The sequence below is a fragment of the Chryseomicrobium palamuruense genome (assembly GCF_042649045.1).
GTDB classification, from domain to species: Bacteria; Bacillota; Bacilli; order Bacillales_A; family Planococcaceae; genus Chryseomicrobium; species Chryseomicrobium palamuruense.
Genome location: NZ_JBHSEF010000009.1, coordinates 435,437 through 456,826 on the forward strand (window position 1 = coordinate 435,437; position 21,390 = coordinate 456,826).

Annotated in this window: 11 protein-coding genes; 8 read left to right on the forward strand and 3 right to left on the reverse strand. The window is 44.7% G+C overall.

Annotation, left to right across the window (positions count from 1 at the left end):
- The first annotated feature begins 13 nt into the window (after window positions 1-13).
- The 5 genes from ACFO0S_RS03690 to ACFO0S_RS03710 all read left to right on the forward strand — a co-directional run bounded on the left by ACFO0S_RS03690 (window position 14) and on the right by ACFO0S_RS03710 (window position 10,608).
- Window positions 14-2,170, forward strand: a complete 2,157-nt coding sequence (locus ACFO0S_RS03690; protein WP_378140302.1) for a 5'-nucleotidase C-terminal domain-containing protein — start codon at window positions 14-16, stop codon at window positions 2,168-2,170.
- A 580-nt stretch (window positions 2,171-2,750) separates the two neighbouring features.
- Window positions 2,751-4,226 carry an N-acetylmuramoyl-L-alanine amidase gene (locus ACFO0S_RS03695; protein ID WP_378140304.1) on the forward strand — a complete coding sequence of 492 codons (1,476 nt, stop codon included), beginning with the start codon at window positions 2,751-2,753 and terminating at the stop codon, window positions 4,224-4,226.
- Between the two features lie 141 nt (window positions 4,227-4,367).
- Window positions 4,368-6,251 carry a S8 family peptidase gene (locus ACFO0S_RS03700; RefSeq protein ID WP_378140306.1) on the forward strand — a complete coding sequence of 628 codons (1,884 nt, stop codon included), beginning with the start codon at window positions 4,368-4,370 and terminating at the stop codon, window positions 6,249-6,251.
- A gap of 15 nt (window positions 6,252-6,266) precedes the next feature.
- A complete protein-coding gene (locus ACFO0S_RS03705; protein ID WP_378140308.1) occupies window positions 6,267-8,306 on the forward strand; it encodes an S-layer homology domain-containing protein in 2,040 nt (679 codons plus the stop codon).
- Window positions 8,307-8,661: 355 nt separating this feature from the next.
- Entirely contained in the window at window positions 8,662-10,608 is a 1,947-nt protein-coding gene (locus tag ACFO0S_RS03710) for an S-layer homology domain-containing protein (RefSeq protein ID WP_378140310.1), read from the forward strand.
- 1,131 nt (window positions 10,609-11,739) lie between these two features.
- Here ACFO0S_RS03710 and murJ read toward each other — a convergent pair.
- Genes murJ through csaB form a run of 3 tightly spaced genes read right to left on the reverse strand, consistent with a single transcriptional unit; the run spans window position 11,740 to window position 15,545 of the window.
- The gene (murJ, locus tag ACFO0S_RS03715) at window positions 11,740-13,254 is read right to left on the reverse strand and encodes a murein biosynthesis integral membrane protein MurJ (RefSeq protein WP_378140313.1); all 1,515 of its coding nucleotides are present in this window, start codon (window positions 13,252-13,254) and stop codon (window positions 11,740-11,742) included.
- A complete protein-coding gene (locus ACFO0S_RS03720) occupies window positions 13,251-14,426 on the reverse strand; it encodes a glycosyltransferase family 4 protein (protein WP_378140315.1) in 1,176 nt (391 codons plus the stop codon). Before ACFO0S_RS03720 ends, murJ begins: the two co-directional genes overlap by 4 nt.
- Window positions 14,427-14,429: 3 nt before the next feature.
- Window positions 14,430-15,545 (reverse strand): polysaccharide pyruvyl transferase CsaB, encoded by a 1,116-nt coding sequence (gene csaB / locus ACFO0S_RS03725; RefSeq protein WP_378140317.1) that lies wholly within the window; start codon window positions 15,543-15,545, stop codon window positions 14,430-14,432.
- A gap of 127 nt (window positions 15,546-15,672) precedes the next feature.
- Here csaB and ACFO0S_RS03730 point away from each other — a divergent pair, with 127 nt between their 5' ends.
- From ACFO0S_RS03730 to ACFO0S_RS03740, 3 genes are all read left to right on the forward strand, one after another.
- Window positions 15,673-16,389, forward strand: coding sequence for a WecB/TagA/CpsF family glycosyltransferase (locus tag ACFO0S_RS03730; RefSeq protein WP_378140407.1), 717 nt, complete (start codon window positions 15,673-15,675; stop codon window positions 16,387-16,389).
- Between the two features lie 14 nt (window positions 16,390-16,403).
- On the forward strand, window positions 16,404-17,681 hold the full coding sequence (locus tag ACFO0S_RS03735; RefSeq protein WP_378140319.1) for a nucleotide sugar dehydrogenase: 1,278 nt from the start codon (window positions 16,404-16,406) through the stop codon (window positions 17,679-17,681).
- A gap of 270 nt (window positions 17,682-17,951) precedes the next feature.
- Window positions 17,952-20,747: an S-layer homology domain-containing protein gene (locus ACFO0S_RS03740; RefSeq protein ID WP_378140321.1), complete on the forward strand. Its 2,796-nt coding sequence runs from the start codon at window positions 17,952-17,954 to the stop codon at window positions 20,745-20,747.
- Window positions 20,748-21,390: the final 643 nt, after the last annotated feature.

Below are 21,390 nucleotides of genomic sequence, written 5' to 3' on the forward strand. Positions count from 1 at the left end.
AAGGAGGAAAGTCATGACGAAAAAGAAAGCGTTCTTAACTTCCGCAGTAACGGCAGCAGCCGTAGCAGCAGCTTTTGCACCCGCGGCTTCCGCAGCAACACCTACATTCACAGATGTAGCTCCACAATACCAAGATGCGGTAAATTACCTAGTTGTAAATGGGATTACAGATGGGTTAACGCCAACAACGTTTGGTACAGATTTACATATCAAACGTGTTGACGCCGCATTACTTATTGCACGTTCACTAGGTTTCTCTGAAAAGAGTCCTTATTCTAAAATTACTTACAAAGATGTACCTGCTCGTGCACAATGGGCGGTAGCGGCACTTAAAGACGCAGGCATCATGGACGGGAAGAACAGCGAAACATTCGATCCAAATGCACCACTAACACGTAACGAAGTAGCCAAAGTTCTTGTGAACGCAGCACAGTTAGGCGTAGATGACACTGTAAAATCAACTCAGTTTACAGACGTGAACTCAAACTTTGCAAAATTCGTAGACCGCCTTGTTGAATTCGAAATCACACAAGGGAAAAACGCAACAACGTTTGGTGCCACAGATGCTGTAAAACGTGGAGAGCTTGCTCTATTCATCGCGCGTGCTGACGGTCTATTAAACTATTACGAATTAATGGTTATGCACACAAACGATACACACGCATACCTGGAGAAAGCACCTTACCGTGCAACAGCAGTGAAAGAGATTCGTGAGTTTTACGACAACACACTTCTTTTAGATGCAGGGGATGTTTTCTCTGGTGACCTTTACTTCAACCTATTCAAAGGCCAAGCAGATCTTCCACTGATGAACTACATGGGCTACGATGCAATGGTATTTGGTAACCATGAGTTTGACCTTGGGGATGACACAGCAGGACATAAAGAACTTGCGGACTTTGTTAAAGGCACGCAGTTCCCGATGCTAGGCGGAAACTTGGACTTCTCGAAAGATCCTGCAATGAAGAGTCTAGAAATTCAAGGGTTCACAGATACACCAGTAGTTGGTAAATCTCAATACGGTACCATCCTAACGGTAAATGGCCACAAGATTGGTGTGTTTGGTCTAACAACAGTTGAAACACCAACAATCGCTTCAACAGCTAGCGTGCAATTCCTAGACTATATCAAGTCAGCAGAAGCAGCTGTGAAGCACTTCGAGTCAAAAGGTGTTAACAAAATCATCGCCCTTTCCCACTTAGGTTTCGATGACAGCGTTCGTTATGACAACGATATAGAGCTTGCAAAACGCGTTGAGGGCATTGACTTAATCGTTGGTGGACACACGCATTCAGAGCTTAAAGAAGGATATGTTTCAAATGTATTTGATGCACCGACGTTAATCGTTCAAGCGAAACAATACGGTGACCTTTTAGGTACAGCGGACGTGATCTTCGATAAAGACGGGCACATTGTAGACTACGCTGTGGAATTGATTGCCACAAATAAAGATACATTCGAAGCGGATGCAGGAGCAGCAGCTATCCTAAAACCATTCGCAGATGCAGTTGCAGCGAAAAAAGCAGAGCCGACAAAGGCTGTTGCGGAAGTTGCTCTTCCAGCACCACGTTTAGATGCTACGAACACAACAGATTCTGTTCGTGCAAATGAAACACTTCTTGGAAACTTGATTGCAGATGGTATGTTAGCGACTGCTAAATCTATTAACCCAGCAACTTCAATTGCTTTCACAAATGGTGGAGGTATCCGTGCAGGAATCGATGCGGGTCCAATCACAGTTGGTGAAGTTTTAACTGTGATGCCTTTCGGTAACGCACTTGGAATTCTTGAACTGAAAGGTTCTGAAATCAAAGCAGCTCTTGAGCATTCAGTTGCTCAATTCCCACGTGAAAATGGTGGTTTCTTACACGTAGCAGGTATGAAGTTCGAGTTTGATCCATCGAAAGCGGCTGGTTCACGTGTGACGAAAGTAGAAGTTATGGAAAACGGTGCGTTTGTCGCTCTTGACGACGCAAAAACATACTTTGCAGCAACAAATACATTCACGGCAAAAGGTGGAGACGGCTACAGCATGTTAGGTGCAGCTTCTGCAGAAGGACGCCTATCTGAGCCAGGAATCGTGGACTTCCAAATGTTCATCGACTACATCGAGTCTCTTGATAAAGTCAACCCAACAATTGAAGGCCGCATCACAACTATCGGTAACTAATTTCACTACTTAAATCCCTTCTCCCAATAGCGGAGAGGGGATTTTTTTCTGCCTTCCGATTAGACCCTGGGTGGAACCCAGGGTCCGACCGTGTCGCGCTCCTACCCGGCGACCCAGAGTCCGACCGTGTCACGCTCCCACCCGTCGACCCAGGGTCCGACCGTGTCGCGCTCCTACCCACGTTCCCACCCGGCGACCCAGGGACCGACCGTGTCGCGCTCCTACCCGCGTTCCCACTCGTCGACCCAGGGACCGACCGTGTCGCGCTCCTACCCGCGTTCCCACTCGTCGACCCAGGGTCCGACCGTGTCGCGCTCCAAACTACGTCCCGCTTGTCACTCCATTGCCACAATTTAGGTCAACTTATGTCGACATTCGCCCCCTAAATACCCCCATCCATCCAACCATCGACCCATTACAATTTGAAACGAATCTTCCTGAAATGCCTAAACGACGGCATTTACCCAATTTGTCAAATTATTAAACCAAATTTTAAGAATTTGGACCATTTGTATGATGTAGCCTTACATTTTCCTGTGGTAGTATAGCTATAGAACAAATGGAAAAGGAGAAAAGACGAGTGACCAAACCACTTTATTCAGTTCTACTCGGACTAATCGCCCTATTTACACTGTCCCTACTGCCAACGACAACGGAGGCATCCTATACCGATGTGCCTAATACATACCGTACACATGTAGAAGTCAACTACCTTAAACAAGGTGGAATCACGACATCTACAAGTGCAACTCACTTTTATCCAGACAATGCGATGACACGTGAACATGCAGCGGCTATGATCGGAAAAGCACTGCAATTCTCCGGAACAGACACAACTGTACGTTTCACAGATGTTTCATCATCTAACACGTACATGGGGTACCTGAACGAAGCAGCTGCCCGTGGTATCATTAACGGCTACAAAAATGCAGACGGTACGTACCAGTTCCGTCCAAACCAAACACTGACTCGCGGTGAGATGGCCCTTATGATCGCCCGCGCGTTCCAGTACAACTCAACTACAACGAATGCAGCAGCCATTGAACTCATGAACAAAGGCATCGCGGCTGGAGTCGGCAAAGGTAACTTCGGTACAACTCAGCTGATGAAGCGCGGAGACTTCTCTGTATTCCTAGCTCGTGCCATTAATGCAGACTTCCGCACGAAAGCCATTACAACGGCTGGTGCACAAATGTTCGTCAATGTCTCTGAAACGGATTCACTGAACTTTCGTCAAGGACCAGCAACAGGCTACAACACAACAAAACGATTCTTCACAGCTTATCCGATTGAAGTCTTCTACAGCGTAGGCGACTGGGTGTATGCAAAAGGAGCTGGAAGCACTGGATTCTTCCACAAAAACTTCCTAAGCACGAACCAACCAACAATCAGCTCGACACCGAAAGAGCCTGAAAACGTCTGGACAAACACAAAGAAACCATTCAACAACATCAATATTATTATCGATCCAGGTCACGGAGCGCATGATCCTGGCGCAATTGGCCACGGTTTCCAAGAAAAGAACGTTGTACTCAACATCGCGCTTAGCATGGAAAAGTATTTTGCGAAAGTACCATTCAATGGCATACTTACACGTAAAACAGACGTTTTCTTGACACTGAACCAACGTGCGAAATTTGCACACGCGAATAACGGCGATGCTTTCTTAAGTATTCATGCAAATGCCCTAAACGGTTCTGCGCAAGGACAAGAAACCTTCTACTATGCGAGCAATACAAACGTGGATCAATCGAAAGCTCTTGCAACCTACGTTCACAAGCGTATGCAAGAAGCATGGGGACTTCGTGACCGTGGTGTGAAACGTGGAAACTACGCAATCCTTCGTGAAAACACCGTACCATCTGCTCTTGCGGAAATCGGCTTCATCGACAACCGTACAGACAATGCGTACATCGCATCACCAGAACGCCGCGAACAAATGGCGCGTGCCTTGTTCCTCGGCATCATGGATTACCTCTACCATTACGAGAACTACTCAGAAGCTGCGAACTACTACAGCCAGTTCGGTGCGAAACCATCAGCGAAACACTATTAATTTAACTATCTGCCCTAATGATCTCAAGTCATTAGGGCTTTTCTTAAAATATCGCACGAGATTTCCAGTGAACCCAAGACACACGTGGCGTTCTTAAGGTAAACTTAGAAAAAAGAGAGAATTAAAGGGGTCAGAGCGATTATGAACTTCAAACGAACCGCCGCCACATTTATCTTATTTGCCACACTTACCTTCGGCGCCACAACAACTTTTGCCGAAGAAACGACCACCTATCACATTGTCACAAACCAACATGAGCTGATTCACAATCTCGCGGAACAAGGCCACCTGACCATCGCAGAACATTTTGATGTCGTGGGCTCCTATGTCATCGAAATGACAGATACACAAAAGAAAAACCTTTCCACCCATTTCCCGGAAGCGCGCATCCATCCTGAACAGATCCATAGCATCTCCGCCGATCGCGTGCCCGGCAATTTGACACAGATTCAGACGGCCGCATCGTTTACAAGTCCGTACACAGGACGCGGTGTCAAAGTAGGTGTTCTCGACTCGGGAATAGATACGGAGCATCGTGATTTAAAAGTGGTAGGAGGCGTTTGTACATATGATAGCTTTTGTAGCGCAGGCGTGCCCTATGATGACGACGAAGGTCACGGTACTCACGTGGCTGGAATCATTGCAGCACTTGCCAACGGGACAGGAGTCGTAGGTGTAGCGCCAAACGTAGAACTGTACAGCATCAAAGCCCTATCCGAGTTCGGCTCAGGAACAACGACATCTATCGTCCGCGGTATTGAGTGGGCTATTCAAAATGATCTCGACATTCTAAATCTAAGTATCACTTCTGACGAAAATGAGCCGGCCATTGCGAACGCGCTGAAAGTCGCGTACGACAAAGGTATGATTCTTGTGGGAGCAGCAGGGAACAAAGGAGTCGCAGAAACATCGACCGTCACGTACCCAGCTAAATACGATACGGTGATTGCTGTCGGGGCGGTAACATCTAAGAACACAAAATTGCTCGAGAGCTCTGTTGGTCCGGAAGTCGAGTTCACAGCGCCAGGCGAACAAATCCTGAGCACTTATCCAATGGAGTGGGATTTCACAGACGACAAAGCAGACGGTTATACCATGATGTCCGGTACCTCTATGGCTGCACCACATGTTACTGGACTGCTGGCCCTCTATAAAGAGCGATTCCCAGATTTAACGAATAAAGAGTTACGTACTTTACTCGTTGGAACCGTGACAGACCTCGGAACAGCAGGACGAGATCGCCTCTATGGCCACGGGCTGATCAGCTATAAAAAAGTGCTTCCAGGTTATCTCGAGTTGACCACCACTGTTTCAAAAAGCCAGTTGACCGTAACATCCAAAGAGCCCGCACGGCTAACTTCGATAACTATCGGATCCACAAAGTATCCGATTTCGAACGGTAAATCTATTGTTTACGGTGTCAAAGGCAACTACTCGGTAGCCGCAGAATGGAACAAAGACGGCAAGACGATTCGTGAAATGATTCCAGTGAGCTTGACTGAGCCGGATTATAAAGACGTTCGCGGAGATAGTTGGTACGCGCGTCATATCGGGTTCCTTCACTATAAAGACCAGATTGAAGGATTTCTTGACGGCACCTTCCGACCTCAAGCGGAAATCACACGGGCACAAGCCATCACATTGATCGCGCGTGCGAAGGGTCTTGACGGGGCACAGCGAAAGACAGAATTTCCGGATGTCAACCCAGCCTCGTTTGCATCAGGTTATATCCAGTCCGCAGTAGAAGCGGGAATCACGGGTGGATACACGGACGGAACATTCCGACCGGATAAACTAGTGACCCGAGCGGAAATGGCCATCCTGGTTCAACGTGCATTCTCGTTACCAACACCAACAACAGCGAATCCATTTACCGATGTCACTTCCGGAATGGCTTCCTATAACGCTATTCGCGCAATTGTCGCAAAAAATGTCACAACTGGATTCTCAGACAAAACGTTCCGACCGTATCAGCCAATGACCCGATCAGAGTACGCCGCATTCTTAGCGCGCGTCCAGCAATGAAAGGATTGACAAGAAATGAAAAAACTTGCACTACTGCTCATCAGTTTGTTGCTGCTATTCGCCGTGCAACCTGCATCAGCAAGCACCTACGATGAACTGAAAGGGCTCACGCTCGAAAAAGAAATGATTGCCATGATTGAAAAAGGCATCATGAAAGGGTATAACGACGGCTCATACCGTCCAAAGGACAATGTCACTCGTCAACAGTTCGCGGCGTTCGTTCAACGTGTCTTAGAACTTCCGGAAGCGGACCCTGCATTTACGGACGTCAATAAAAACGGCGCACTTGCAAAAGCGGTTGGCGCTGTCGAGAACACGGGCATCATGCGCGGAACACTCGACGGAAAATTCAACCCGGACCGCAACATCACACGCGAAGAAATGGCCATCACGATGGCACGTGTGTATACATTTAAAGGCTTGACTGTCTCAGGGGACAGCATCCGATTAGCGGATGAAAAAGATTTCTCAAGTGACGAAGGCAGACTTGCTGCTAAGAAAAATGCAGCTGTCAAAGTCATGAATGGCTACCCGACACATACTGCATCCAATGAAATTATGTTTAAACCAAAAGACTTAACGAAACGTGATCAAGTAGCAGCTGTGTGGGACCGTTACTTCAAATTGGACTTAGCATTGCCGGTTCCACCACCGACGACGCCTACACCACCGCCTGTGACGCCACCTGTAACACCACCGGTGACACAACCGCCAGTGCCATCCAATGTTTTCACGGTAGCTCGCATTGTTGACAATCAATTGGTGCGGGATACGAAAACGTATGCAACATATAATGAGGCATTGACTGCGTATAACTTCCCAGGAATCGAAGCGATGTACTTTGGAAATGACATTATCAAAGTAAAGAAAGGGCTTGCTTTTGCAGCTAATACGTCGGCAAACACAACATCAATTTATCAAAATACCAACTTGACAGGGCAATTGACGTATGTCACAGAAGGCCGCGAGATGCAATATCTCGGAAGTGGACCTGATTACGCCATCGTTCAAATTGGTGGAACAACAGGTTATGTGAGTCACGCTGCAGTTGACTTGATTCCAATTCAACTGGTGACATCACGCGACCGTTACGAAAAAAGTCAGTGGGGAACGCTTATCCACTCTATTTACAATCATATTACCAAACGGGTAGAAGGTTCTTATTCCATAGGACCAGCTCCAAGTTTTATGGAAACCTATAAAGATTATTACAGTTATGACGGCGTGCACTTTGTTGATGAAACCGGCAAAGAGGTAGGGGTACATTACCCATACTTCCAGTGGCAATCACTACGTGCGAAATCAAGCTACACTGCCGCAGAACTCGATGCACAAATTATGAAGATGCTCGCAGAACGGGAAGCATTGAATATTGCTCGCTACAAAGATGCAACGACAAAATCTATGATGATTGGAATTGGTGCATATGCGAAAGAATTAGAAGCTACGTATAACATCAATGCTCTATTTATCATTGCGGCGGCTGTTCACGAGGGTGATTATGGTATGAGCCGTCACTCACAAGAGAGTAAGAACATGTACGGCATCGGTGTCTTTGATTCGAATCCGGAAACTGTCGGCTACGACCTGCCACAAGAAAGTATGCTGGCATTCGTTACCCGCTATGCAGCAGGTGGTTACGCGTCCATGTCCGATTGGCGTTCAGCAGGACTTGTTCCAGGTAATAAAACAACAGGTATGAATGTGCGTTATGCATCCGATCCGCACTGGGGATCCAAAATCGCTGGACACATGTACCGAATGGATCTTGCCATGGGGAATAAAGACACAAACCGTCATCAACTTGGGATGACGACAGCCACGACAACTTTAAATGTCCGAACAGAACCACGAGTGGCAAATGATACGTTATTGTTCACCTACAAACAAAAGTATTTAGGGAAAAACAATGCGTTTGGATTCCCTGTCATCATTGTTGAAGAAGCAATCGGTGCAGACGGTAATCTGTGGTACAAAGTCTTATCCGATAACAACCCACCTTCTGAATTTGGATGGATTCACTCGAACTTTGTGAGAAAAATATCTTCGAATTAACATGATTACTCTCGTTTCTTGAACGAACGAGAGTTTTTTATTAGAAAAATGAAAAATAAGTGGATAGTCATAATATTTTGAACGATAAGAAAATAATAGATTTGTTTATAGGTATATATAACTTTAATTTCATGAGAAGAGTTATTTTTATTAGAAAAACATGTTCAAGTTAATGAAATTTTTTATTTCTGTTTCATCATCGTAATAAAAGTATTTCATTTTTACACAAAAATCCGTGCTGTTACCTATATATAGTCTTATATCGACAGAAACACTCTAAAAATTGGTTGCTGTTGGAAAAATAGTACGCTATAATTTTCTGTATGTAATAAAACTAAACTCACGAGGTGATCTAATGAAGAAATCAATAACTCAATCAAAAGTCCTAAAAGCAACTCTAGTTGGTGCTGTTGCTTTTACACCAGTTTTAGCGGTAGCTCCTACTGCGGATGCAGCTGAAACATCAGTTACATACCCAAATGTGGAGAAGTTTATTTCAGACTTACGAATAGCATTTGATTCATCAGCTTTAACAGATGATGATCGAAATGCGTTAGTCAATGCCCATAATGAAATTTCAAAACATTTGAGCAATGAAGCTCAACAAACTATATATCTTCAACAGATTCTAAAAGCTGAGGTACCAAGTGAAGTCTCAAAAGATGTAGTCGGTAAACTAGTAGAGCTTCTAGCTGCTTCTACAACTGGAGTGAACATGCAAAATGAGTTCTATAAATTCACAAATCAGACAACTGAAGCTGAATTAAACTCGGCTTTTGGAACAAGCGGTGTTAAAATCACTGATTGGGTTAATTTTTTAATTGCAATCGAAACAAAAGTGTTTAATAAATTAGGTTCTGGTCAAACATATTCTTCTTACTATCAGGCCTTTGAAGATTCATTATATGATGTTTTAGCAGAAGGTAATCATGGACCAATTGTAGCAGGTATTGCTAAGACGATTAATGTCGATGCTGTCAAGCCAGTATTGCAGAATATCGTAACCAATTCCAAAGTTCCTGAAAATGCAGCTGATGCTTTTGTTAAATTAGCTAAACAATATGATGAACTACAGAACACGAGTGATGGAGGTAGTGGCGGTACTCCTGTAACGCCACCAGCAGTTGTAAATGGTGAATTAACAGTCGATGCAGGAACACTAACTACAAACCCACAAGCCGTAATTGATGCAATCAACGCTGCTACTACAGTGGAGGAAGTAGTAATTACTCTTCCTGCTGGTGCAGAAGAAGTAGAAGTACCTGCTACGATTGTAGCTGCACTTAAAGCGAAAAATGCAGACGCTGTGATTGTAGTTGAAGCGGAAGCAGGATCATTCAACCTACCGGTAGCGGAAATTAACTTAGCTGCTGCAGCAACACAATTAGGTGTTACGCAAGCTGAACTTTCGCTACTTGTAAAAGTAGAAGAAGTGACAAACCCATTAACTGGACAAGCTGGACTAAAAGTATTGGCACCTGCAGTTGACTTTACAGTTGCACTAGTTGATGCACAAGGTAAGCAATATGTCATTAATCGTTTCTCTAAACCAGCGACACGTGCACTAGTGGCAAACGGAACTTTAAATCCAACAACTACAGTAGCAGTAGTTGTCCAACCAAACGGTTCTTATTCAGCTGTTCCTACATTTGTACCAGCTGGAAACACAGAAGCATTGTTCTACCGTAATACAACATCTGTATATACATTAATTGAAAACTTCCAAACGTTTAAAGATATAGACGGTGGAAAGAGCTGGGCTGAGGATTATGTAGAGAAATTAGCTTCTCGCATGATCGTTAAAGGTGTAAACTCTGAAGAATACAAACCTTCTAACTTCATTACTCGTGGTGAGTTTGCTGCCCTTCTATCTCGTGGATTAGGAATCTCTGCTGCAGATTTGAACAAAAAGGTATTTAAAGATGTAACAACTGACCAAGCAGCGAACAAAAACGGTGAAGTTTATGCAGCAGTAGAAGCTGGCATCATCCAAGGATACGAAGATGGCACATTCCGTCCATACGACCGTATCACGCGTGACCAAGCGGCAATCATGATCAGCCGTGCAATTGCATACCTTGGCGATGAGAAGGTTGCATTTAATAAAGATAAGAATTCTAGCGATTTCAAAGACTACACTGCAATCGGTGCAACAGCTCGTCCACACGTTGAGCGCGTATACGAAGCAGGATACATTGATGGATTCTTAGATGATACATTCCGCCCAGGTGCTGAAACAAACCGTGCACAAATGGCGAAAATCCTTTATAACTTCTTACAGTCTGTAAAACACATTAACTAATTAAAAAAACTAACCCGCAACGCTTTTATAGCGACTGCGGGTTTTTGCTGTTCTAACATTATGAACCTTTCACAAACCCTTTGCTTTCCGAAGCAAGAATCCCCAAGTCTCCTGCAGGTTATCCAAATCTATATCCAATTGCAAAGGCTAGAAACACACGCAAAAATCATTCGCTCAAGTAGAGGCGAAGAGCGCCTCTTCTGGCCCGTCTGATTTTCACGGAGTTTCTGGACCATCCTCTTACACATTGAGGTTTGCGCTTTGCTCCCCCGTCTTGGAGTTCGTAGATTCTCTGATGTTTCAAGAGTCTTTGGTTTTGTGAAAGGTTCATTCTCTTAAAATAATCACACATCTTTAACCAAGTATCACCGCAACACCAAACGTGACCGTCGGAGTCATTTAATCCGTCGGTCACTGTACACTTATTCGCATACGTATTCCTTTGCAGCGCCCATCCGTGACTGCCAGAAGTAGGTGCCCGTATTAGAATCAATTCTGGCTTTTGGACAGACACAATTCGAGACCCCCGTCGAAGAAATATGGCTGATCAAAAGCGCGGGAGAATTGTGGAAGTGACAGGCTCCTGCCTGATTAAAACACAAAGTAACAGGAGGGACCCATACCAAACCCCCGTTCACCCATACTAACACGCCAATTCTCTCTAAAACCCTTCAAATCACGTGAGGAACCCTCACCATCCATCCGCCCTTTCTAGCAAGCCCTACCACAAATAAAAGCCCTTAAAGTGGGGAAGTACTTTCTAATAAAACCTTCCATCCCGAGGCCCCACCGATTGATACCAAAGAGACCTTCCATTGATACCAAACAGGCTCTTCATTGGTACCAAATACACTTCAATCTGCGTCCTACAAAGTATTGCGAACCAAAAACCCTTTTCATCGATACCAAACCGCCATGTCATTGATACCAAACAGGCTCACCATTGATACCAAACCATTCAAAACGGCCCGACTATTCTCGTCCACCGACAGAGGCATTGAAAAAACTCCATGCAATCGCGCCAAGCACGCTTCTCCCACGGAGTAAATGCACAATACCCAACGCGAATTCTAGCGATTAAACGAAAAAAACAGCCTCCCCAAGGAGGCTGCCCACTTCATCTTTACAAAATTAACCGCGTCGTACCATACCAACCAATCGCTTAAACCCAGCAGGATACACTACACGCACCGCACCTACATAAACGATAACACCAATCGGTACAAGCACACCAAGGGCCACCACAGCTGGCCATGCGTCCACTGGCAACACTTCACGTGAACCCCAGACTGCTACACCCATCACAGCTGCCGGTATCACCACGCGCCACGCCATATCGGCGAACCGCTTAAACTCAGCCATGCCAAGATCCTTATACACGACAATCATGGAAACCGTGAAATAGTACACGCTGACGATGGAAGCCGCAAACGCTAGAGCGGGATAGCCGTACTGATCCACAAGGAACCAGTTCAAAATAAAGTTTACAGCGATGGTTGTCACTGAAATTCGGAACACGACCGCCGTTTTCCCACGCGCATACATCGACTTTGACAGAATCAACTGCATTCCTTGGAAGACGATAATTGGTAAGTACCACATAAGTGCCACATACGTATTGTACGTATCTTCCGTACTAAATTTCCCACGCTCATAAATGACAGCAAGAGCTTGCTCACCGACAAAGAACAAACCTATAGCAATAGGCAACAATGTAATCAAGGAAATCTCCATCCCGCGGAAAAACGTATCGCGGAACTTTCGCCCGTCTTCTATCTGCTCACTCATCAACGTAAAGATGATCGCAGCTAAAGTCGTCGCATAAATCGCATTCGGAATCGAGATCAACAAGGACGCATTATTTAAATACGTGACTGCACCGAGTTGAACATTTTCTCCAGCCGCAAATGCTTTATTCACAAACAAGTTCACTTGACCGACCACCGAATTCAGTAGAGACGGCACAATCAAAATTAAAAAGGCTTTCTGGAAGTCCTTCTGCATCTTGAAATCCGGTTTCCATAAATAACTCGAGCGGCGCAAGAAGACCAGCTGCACGATCGTTCCAATCAATGTTCCTGCTAAAAATCCGTAGACGAGGGAATAGATGCCCCAAACGTCGCTAAACAATATCGCAAAAATTGCGGCACCAAGTGTCCCAAGTAACTTAGACAGTTGCGAAGGTACGAAGATGCGGCGTGACTGCAAGTACGAATCCAAGATGCTTGTCAATGCAATCAAGAACATTCCCGCAAAGAAGAACTGCGTGATCGTAATCGCGTACGGCGCAATTTCTGCTTTCATTGTCGGATAGATGAACGGCACAAAATGCTCTGCCGTGAAATAGCCGACTACAGAAATCACACCGAACAACACCATCGCGCGGTTCAATAACGCGTTGGCATTCGTATCTGCCATCTTGCCGTTTTGGCGCGCCTTGATGTACATCGGCAAGAACACATTGTTAAACCCAGTAGAAATCATCGCAATCACAAGGGTGATAAAGCCGAACGCAAGAAAATAACCTTCCGTCTCCGCAGAAACACCGAACTCTCGGGCGACAATCGCTTCGCGGATAAATCCAGAAAGTTTTAAAAGCAGCGCCAGGAGGGTAGTCCAGATCGCTGCTTTCTTTAAACTGCTCACTTTTTCAGGGCCTCCATGTAGATCTGCTCATACTTTTCCGCCGCAGCGAAGTGAGAATACTCGTCAATAATTTTCTGACGCGCGGCTGTCGCAAGCTCTGCGCCTTTTTCCGGGTGAGACAATAAATCAATCATCGCATCGGACAAGGCCTCGATGTTGCGTTCTTCAACCAATAGCCCGTCTTTCTCGTGATCAACGATTTCTTTCAGACCACCAACGGCACACGCAATGAGAGGAACACCTGAACCCATCGCTTCAAGTGCTGAAATCGAAGTGGCTTCCTCGACACCTGCACTATATATAGAAGGAACTAATACGACGTTAGCAAGCGCATAATACTCAATCATCTCTTTGTGATCAATTGCACCGAGCATCGTAATGTTGTTCGCAACACCAAGTTCACTCGCTTTTATCTTAATCTCTTCCATCATCTCGCCGGTTCCCGCGAACACGATGCGTGCATTCGGGAATTTTTCAAGGACAGGAGGGAAGGAGAGCACCGGATAGATGACACCGTTCTTTTTCGTCAAACGGCGAGGGACGAAGAAGATTAACTCGTCCTCGGAAATGTTGTGCTTCTTACGGAACTCACTGCGACGCTCCACTTCCGGTTTGAACGACTCCACATCAATAAAGTTCTTGATCATGTTGCCGTCTACACCAGTTGTCTCTTTAATGTAATCTTTAATGCGCGTATCCACCGTAATCACGGCTTTCGCTTTCTTGTACATATCAAATTCTGCTTCTTGCAGTTCTTTTGCTTGAATCGACTCTTCGATGACCGAACCTTTCGATACGCCTTCGAACGTCAAGTATCCGTGCACTGTGCTGACGGTTGGAATACCACTCGTTAAAGCAGCCATCGTCGCATAGACGTCTTGAGCGTTGATTACATCGTACGATTTACCTGCTAAGCGTTCTTTCACAAGCTCTTTCAAGAAGTCGCGGCGACGCTTCAACGTCCATACGTATCCCGCACCTTGTTTGATTTTATTGAGGGCAAACGCTGGACCGCGGGCAATCATTTGTTTCTTCCAGTTTGGTACGTCTGAGAACGACAGCACATCAACCTCGTGTCCGCGCTGCTCCAGGCCTGCCTTTAAAGTCGTGATATGCGTCGACAACCCGCCAAGATGGGGGTAGTCATACGACGTCATGATTAAAAGTTTCATTGCTTACTTGCCTCCAAAGTTTTCAATAAGTAGTCCCACATTACGTCGTGCTTCTTGACGAAGGAGTTCTACGTTAGGTTCCATTTCTGCTTTCCATTCAGCGCTATTGTCTAAAGCGGCTAGTCCGGACTCGAACAGTTGCTCTTTTGTGAAGTCCTCGAGCGGGAAACTATGTTTCCACATGCCAGAGCGCTTTAAGAAACTCTCGACTTTGCGGTCATAACTCAGTCCGATATGCGGCACGTTGCCAAGGGCAGAGAAAATCAGTGCGTGCAAGCGCAGTGCAATCGTCGCATCCGCACGGCGAATGAACTGATAGAACTGGTTCGGTGAGTAGTGGTCATCAAGCAAGCGTGTCTTGTCCGCATGCGTCATCTTCTCCATGATGCGTTTTGAGATATTTGTGTCATACGGCGGCTCCATCGGAACAAATACTGGGAGGACGTCGCGCTTTTCAATCAACTGATCCAGTGTCCACGCCATCTTCTCGATATACGCTTCCTCTTCTTCAAACCACGGACGAGGGGCAACCGCCACAATGCGCTCCGAGCCATCTAAACCAAGAGACTCGTATGCGGAATCGTCTGGTGTGCCTTGGAACGCAAACACGATATCTGCCGTCACAACCGTTTCCGGACGGGTTACACCTAGATTCTCCAAATAATCTTTTGAATACTGGTCACGGACGGTCACGAAATCGGCCATGTTCGCGAATACTTTCATGAGGATCTTGCCCCATGTTGACGTAACAGGCCCGATCCCTTGCGAGAAGAACATCACTTTTGTGCCGCATAGTTTCGCTAAGAACACGATCAGTAAATAATAGGGAAGGGGGCCAAACAAGAACTTCGTCGGGTACGTGTCTTGTAGTAGACCTCCTCCACCGGAAATCAATAAGTCCGCTTTGCGAAGCTCAGCGACCTTTTCTTTATTTTGATGACGCCAACCGCGGTAGACGGACTTCACGCCATATTCCTTTGCCGTTTGGTCAGGGGAAAGAGAGAATACCGTGATGTCCGGGTTATCCAGTTCACTCCGTAAATTATCAACAATCGCTTTTAAAATGGCTTCATCACCTGTGTTGCCTAGGCCATAAAAACCAGAAAGTACAATCTTCAACTTCAGTTCCTCCTAGATGAGATATCACCAAATTTTATCACTGATAGAAGGCGTTATGCAAGGAAACATCAAATCTGCTATACTGTATTAGTTATCGCGACACCTAAACGAAAGTGAGTTTACTTATATAATGAAAGAAACATATTTGGGCGTCGATGTATCGCCCCTCACATATGAAGGAATACTAGCGGAAGTGGACGAGCGTATAAGTCGTCATGAGCCTTCCACCATCATTGCCGTGAATCCGGAAAAGATCATGTCTGCGCAGCGCGACGAAACCGTCAAGACCATGATCAACGAAGCCACCTTTCAAATTCCGGACGGAGTAGGCGTTCTACTCGCTTCCAAACTAAAAGGCGGCAACATCCGTGAACGCGTTACTGGTGTGGATATGATGGGCAAACTCATCGAGCACGCAGCGAAGAAAGGCTACTCAGTCTTTTTTTACGGTGCCAAAGAAGAGACGGTCAGTAAAGCTGTACAGAACTTTGAAGCAAACTATCCGGAACTTCAGGTGGCCGGATACGCGAATGGCTATGTACAGGATGAGAATGCGCTCGTTGAACAAATCGCAGCAAGTGGCGCACAAATCATTTTTGTCGCGCTCGGTTCCCCAAAACAGGAATTATGGATCAAGCGTAACATGCCGAACCTTCCAAACGTCATGGTCTATCAGGGAGTGGGAGGCAGCTTTGACGTGTACGCAGGGACCGTGAAACTAGCCCCGGACTTTTACCGTAACAAAGGGCTCGAATGGCTCTACCGCCTGATGAGTGACCCGAAGCGTATTAAGCGCCAACTCAACCTACCAAAATTTCTACTCAAATTACTTCTATCGAAATAAAAGGAGACACTCGTATGACGAAAAAATCTTTATGCGTCGTTGGACTTGGCTACATCGGCTTACCGACTGCCGTGATGTTTGCCAACAGTGGCCACCAAGTACACGGAGTCGACGTCAACGAACGCGCAGTAAACTTAATCAATAATAAACAACTTCATATAGAAGAGAACGGTTTGCAGGAGCGGTTAGAAGCAGCAGTAGACGCAGGACTTTTAACAGCAGCAACAACTCCTGAAAAAGCGGATGTCTTCATTATTGCTGTACCTTCACCGATCAATCCGGACAAGACAGCGAACCTCGAGTACGTGCGTCAAGCAACGGCTTCGATTGTGCCTTATCTTGAAAAAGGAAACCTGATCATTCTGGAATCGACAGTACCACCACGTACAGTAGAAGATGTCATGATGCCGGAACTGATCAAAGCAGGCCTTGATATTGGAACAGAGCTATTCGTTTCCCATTCTCCAGAACGCGTCATTCCTGGCCGCGTATTTGAAGAACTGGTTTCGAACGACCGTATTATTGGAGGCATCAATTCGGAATCGGCGAAGATGACTGTTGACCTCTATCAATCTTTCGTGCAAGGAACGATGCACGAAACAGATGCAACAACGGCAGAACTCGTGAAAGTGATGGAAAACACCTATCGTGACGTCAATATCGCGTTTGCGAATGAACTAGCAAAAATCGCAAACACATTAGGCGTCAACATCTGGGAGGCAATTCGCTTAGCGAACTTCCATCCACGTGTAAACATTCACCAGCCTGGCCCAGGAGTAGGTGGGCACTGTATCGCGGTTGACCCGTGGTTCCTAGTAGAACTTGACCCTCAAAACGCACAAATGATCCACTTGGCACGTAAAACAAATGACGGCATGCCGAGCTACACGGCGAACTTAACGAGAGATATTCTAAAAGCCAAAGGCATCGAGAAACCGAAAGTGGCAGTTCTAGGCTTAGCGTTTAAAGGAAACATTGATGATATGCGCGAAAGCCCATCGGTAGAAGTCGTCGAACATATTGAAGCACTTGATCTTGACTATGTGGCATATGACCCACACATTAAGCAAAACAATCTAGAGAAGCAGACGCAAGACATAGAAGAGGCGCTTCAAGATGCAGATGCCGTCTTAGTACTAACGGACCATCAGGCATTCCGTGATTACCAACCGGAGCATCTATCAAAATTCATGCGTACAAAAGTGTTAATTGACACAAAAAACGCTTTGTCCCGGGAGAAATGGGAAAAAGCGGGATATTCGGTTTATGTGTTGGGTGACGCGAAAAACTAAATTTAACCAAAAATAAGACAATGGCATTACAAGTTTCTTCGGAAAATACTTGTAATGCCATTTTATTTTGGTAGAATATGAAGAGAGTTTAACTTTATAGCAATACGAGTAGTTGAGAGGTAACATAACCGTAATCTAAGTAATTTGTCGCGATTTTCGCAATCTTCTAGATTATAGTAGCGCTTCCAACTGTTTATTGCTATAATTTAAGCTGAATCTGTGAGAGTACTCGCGGGCTTAAAAAACATCCACATAGGAGGAATTCTACACATGGCTTACCAACCAAAGTCGTACAAGAAATTCGTTGCAACTGCAGCAACGGCTACTTTAGTAGCAACAGCAGTAGCTCCAACAGCATTAGCTGACTTCACTGATGTGAACGCTAACTACAAAAACGCAGTAACTTACTTAGTAGACCAAGGAATCACTAAAGGTCTTACTGAAACAACATTTGGTGTAACTTCACCAATCAAACGTGGAGATGCAGCGATTATGATCGCAACAGCTCTTGGTTTGAACACAACTACTGCTCCTGACGCTGGTTTCACTGATGTGAACGCTCGTGTTGCTGGTGCTGTAAACGCAATCGTAGCAGCTGGAATCGCTTCTGGTAAAACGTCTACAACATTTGCTCCAGATCTTTACATCACTCGTCAAGAAACAGCTAAAATCATTGCAAACGCTTATGGTTTAACTGGTTCTGGTACAACTAAATTTGCTGATGTAAACTCTAACTGGGCTCCTTTCGTTTCTGCTCTTGAGCAAGCTGGAATTGCACAAGGTCTTAACGAAACTACATTCGGTGCTACAAACGACGTAACTCGTGGACAGTTCGCATTGTTCTTATACCGTGCTGAAGGTCAACCTTACGAAGTAGCAGCAGTTGAATCATTAACATTCAACGCTGAAGGTAACCAATTCGTACTTAAGTTCGCTGAAGCTCTTCCAGAAGGCGCTGACTTAAACTACGTATTAGAAAACTACTCAATTCTTCTAAACGGTGTTGCTCCAACTGCTGCACAACTTGAAGCACTTAAACTTTCTGCTACAGTTTCTGCAGACCTCACAACTGTAACGGTTTCTCACACTGACCTTGACGATCTAGCTTCTACTTTAGGTGGAACTTCAGCTACATTATCTGTTGGTGGAAAAGCTGCTACTTACGTGTTCGAAGTAGACGCTAAAGTAACATCTGCATCTATGTTAAGTGCAACTGTAGTTGAAGTAAAATTCAATAAAGCAGTAGATGAAGATTCATTATTTGCAAACAACACAGGTACATTTTTACCAAACACAGTTTCTTTAACTTCACTTGATAATGTATCACCAGGTGCTATCACTGGAGAATTAAGTGCAGATGGAAAAACACTTTGGATTACAACATCTAACCCAATTTCTAAGCGTTATGATTTAGAAGTTAAGAACTTAGAAACTACTTCAGGTATGGGTGTAACAGCATTCAAACAAATGTACACATTTGCTGCTGATACAACTGCTCCAGTTGTTGTTTCAACTACAAAACCAACTGCAGGTACAGTGAAAGTTACTTTCTCTGAGCCATTAAGCACACTTGGTACACCTAACTTCCGTTTAGCTAATGGTACAATTATCACTGGACCGAACGGTGTAACTTATAACTTTAATGCTGGAGACACAGAAGTAATTTTCACCCTTGGTTCTGATGTTCCTGCAAACGGTCAAGTTATCGCTACTTTCATTGGTGCTCAAGATCAAAACCGTAACTTAATTTCTCCAAACCCAACAACTGTTACTTTACAAAAAGGCGCAGCTGATGGCGTTGCACCTACATTTAATTCTGTAACTCAACTTTCAGCTACTACATTTGCTGTTAAGTTCTCTGAAGAATTAAATGGCACGCCACAAATTACAGTTTCTAACTATAATGTAACAAATATTGTTAAAGATTCAGCTGATACTACTCGTTATATTGTAACTGTTGATGGTCCTTTACGTGGAGTACAGAATGTTAATGCTGCTGGATTCACAGACTTAAGCGGTGTAAATGGAGCGTCAACTACGTTGGTTGCTAACTTCACAATTGATACTGTAGCTCCACGTGTAACTTCAACAAATGTAGTTACTGACGTACCTACAGGCAAGCAATACTTAGAATTTACTTTTGATAAAAATGTAAATCTTGCAAGCGCAACTGTATCTGGTAGCGGAACTTACACGAAAGACTTCATTACAACACCAGTAACTGCTGGTCCAACAGCTGTTTCTTACAAAACTGTAGGTAACAAAACTGTTGCTCGTGTTGAATTGGATGCTTTCTTAGGCAATAACGATGTTCGTGATGCAGCTTACAACTTGAACCTTACATTCTCTAATGTAGCAAGTGAGTCTGCAGTTGCTGTAACTAACCCAACTGTAACATTCACACGTGGCCAAGATGTAACTCCAGGTTCTACAGATAAAGTTTCTGTATCTAGCATTGCTCAAAGCCAAACTGATAACGATGTAGTATTGGTAACATTCAACCGTGCTGTAGACGGAGCATCTGCAACAACTGCTTCTAACTACCGCATCGACGGTGCTACTGTACAATCAGTAACACTACGTGCACCACAAACTCTTAACGGTGCAACAACTCAAGTTGCTGAAGTGAAATTAGCTCCAAACTCAAACGGCTTTACTGGTGTTCGTAACATCAACGTTACTGGAGTAAAAGCTCTAGGATCTACAGTAGTAATGGATCCATACTTCACAAACACAGTTTCATTGAACGAGAACGTTGATCCAACTGTAGTTTCTGCACGCTTAACAGCTAACAACGAAATTACAGTTACTTTCTCTGAAGCAATTCAAGATGGTGCTAACTTAGATTTCGAAGTACTAGTTGGTGGTCAATCGCAAGCTTCACCTGTAACTGTTGACGCAACTCCAGTAAATGGATCTGCTAATACAGTAACGCTTTCAATTCCAACTGTAACTGCAGCACAACTTACTTCAGGATTATCTTTAAAAGCGCTTAGCACTTTAGACATCACTGACGCAGTTGGTAACAAGCCAGTATTTACTTCTAACGTTACTGTAACTCAGTAATTTTAAAAGAAACTGTCAAACTCCCTCTACACATAGTAGAGGGAGTTTTTGTCTTTCTATATTAGAATTGGTCACCAGACCTTGTAAACTTTCCATGGTCTGGTTTTTTGTGAAACGGTACCTGTGCACGAAACAATTCAATACAATTTGCATAATTGGGGGAGGAGCCTGCTGTGACGGGATTCCTCTTTCATAGTTATAGAATTGTAGTGAATTGACTGAATAGTTTGGTGCACAGGTACCTGAAAGGGTAATTTTGGAAAATGAAAAGAGCAGCTTTTCCTTGAAAACCGGTACCTGTGCACGAAACAATTCAATACAATTTGCATAATTTGGGGAGGAGCCCTGCTGTGACGGGATTCCTCTTTCATAGTTATAGAATTGTAGTGAATTGACTGAATAGTTTGGTGCACAGGTACCTAAAAGGGTAATTTTGGAAAATAAAAAGAGCAGCTGTTCCTCAAGCTACTCTTATTCCTGAATTGCTATAGCGAAATCTTAAACACCAAACCTCTTCGATTCTCCACAGGTACCTTCTCAATCGCCTGATGAACCTGAAGTGCATACGCCAATTTATGCTCCGCGCGAATCCTTTCTCTTTCCTCCGTGGGAAGTCGATTACCAAAGAAACAGGCTTAGGACC